We start from the raw sequence: 2,111 nt of genomic DNA on the forward strand, positions 1-2,111 counted from the left end.
GCAACAGGCTGGCGTTTAGGTACCATTGGTATCCAACACAAAAACGTATTTGATGACGCACTAAGTTCTTTCAGCGAAGAAAAACAGTGTCAACTTGATGACCGTTACAAAACACTGACTCCAGAGCCACGTGACATTAAGTTCATCGACCGCATCGTTGCGGATAGCCGTAGCGTAGCCTTGAATCACACTGCCGGTCTATCTCTACCGCAACAAGTGCAAATGGCGATGTTTGCTCTAACTTGTCTAATGGACTCAGAAGGTCGCTACAAAGCCGCTTGTAAACGCATCATCCGTGAGCGCTACACAACGCTTTACAAAAACATGGGTGTAGCAATCGAAGAGAACAAAGACCGTGTGGATTACTACACACTACTAGAGCTAGACACGCTAGGTGGCAAACTTTACGGTCAAGAGTTTGTCGACTGGTTCAAAGCTAACGAGAAAGGTAAAGACTTCCTATTCCGTCTTGCTCACGAAACCGGCGTAATCTTACTACCTGGTAAAGGTTTCGACACAGTACACGCATCAGTACGTGTATCACTAGCGAACCTTACTCACCACGAGTACGAGCTAATTGGCCGTGCAACACGCACTGTGTTGGATGAGTACTTCCAAGAGTTCTCTGCGTAATTCGTAGTTGCTAGAAAATATAAGCCCCGTCAAGTCGGGGCTTTTTTATTCGGTTGTTTAGGTCGTGATAATGAATGTAATTTCTGTAAATGCCGTTGAATCTGCCATTTTGGCACTCTTGATGTTGTTGTTTGGTGAGGTAACCAAAAAACACACACCAATATTAAGTAAATATCATATCCCAGGGCCGGTGATTGGTGGGTGCATCGCAGCCTTAATTACTACTTGCTTATATCGCATGGGAATGGAGTTCGAATTTGAACTTCCTTATAAAGAGACGTTGATGCTGATGTTTTTCGCAGGCATTGGTTTAAGCGCAAATATCAAGCAGCTATTCCAAGGTGGACGCTTGTTCGTTGTCTTTCTCGGAATCGCCGTTGTTTATATTATTTTTCAGGACGCTATTGGTGTCGCTGCAGCCTCGTTCTTAGGGCTGGATCCTAAGCTAGGACTGATGACGGGCTCTATCACCCTATCAGGTGGGCATGGTACAGGTGCTGCATGGGCGTCGATGTTTCATGACCATTTTGGTGTCGATAATGCACTCGAAATCGCGATGGCCTGTGCCACTTTTGGTCTTGTGATTGGCGGTATTATCGGAGCGCCTTTAGGCACGTATTTGGTTGAAAAAAATCAACTTTCAACACCGAACGTACATGCAGCAGATGTGGAACACAAAAAGGCCCATCACATGCCGACTAAGGGCAATGTACTACATGGCATCGGAAGCGTTGTTCTTTTAGCATGCTGTGTTGAGCTCAGCCAAATGCTACATAGTTTAGTGCTTGTGCTCGATGTGCATTGGCTGAACATGGTGCCAAATTTCGTCTATGCGTTATTTGTTGGTGCACTATTCTCAACACTATTTAGCGAGAGCAAACCTGCCAAGATTGCGATGGTCGAAGTGGCACGTTTAAGCTCAATTGCCCTAAGTGTCTTCTTATCTATGGCATTGCTTGAAATCAAACTTTGGCAGCTGTTTGATATGGCGTTGTCGCTGGTGGTTATCCTAACGATTCAAACATTGTTTACTATTGTGTTTGTTACGTCCGTTACCTATAAGCTACTCGGTAAAAATTATGATGCCGCGGTGATGGCAAGTGGTCATGCGGGCTTTGGTTTGGGTGCGACACCGACAGCCATGCTCAATATGAATGGTATCACGGGTTACTACGGCCCATCGCCACAAGCGTATTTTATCGTGCCGTTAATTGGTGCGTTCTTTATCGATCTCTCAAACCTAATCGTTATAGAGACATTCTTACATTTCATGTCTTGATGGATCTTCCCCATCAAAGGGGATTACCAAAGTTCAGTACTTTGACTTTAAAATTTACTCAAGACATCAAAAACTATATTCAGAAGAGGAGTGACGGTTTGAAAGGTGTCCAGTTCCGCTGGTTCAGATCACTAGCTTATTTCGATGATTTTACCGCGAGTTCAATGGACGGGTTAAATCGGCTTTGTTTCCTAATTGG

General features: G+C 44.6%; 1 protein-coding gene and 1 pseudogene. Both read left to right on the top strand.

The genetic code is table 11. The features are described from left to right. A pseudogene (locus AB4351_RS19865) lies at positions 1–633 on the top strand (bifunctional aspartate transaminase/aspartate 4-decarboxylase); the annotation flags it as partial. 70 nt (positions 634–703) lie between these two features. Then, entirely contained in the window at positions 704–1,912 is a 1,209-nt protein-coding gene (gene gltS, locus AB4351_RS19870) for a sodium/glutamate symporter (RefSeq protein WP_017061004.1), read from the top strand. Positions 1,913–2,111 lie beyond the last annotated feature (199 nt).

It is taken from the genome of Vibrio sp. 10N.261.51.F11 (assembly GCF_041471665.1).
GTDB classification, from domain to species: domain Bacteria; phylum Pseudomonadota; class Gammaproteobacteria; order Enterobacterales; family Vibrionaceae; genus Vibrio; species Vibrio crassostreae_C.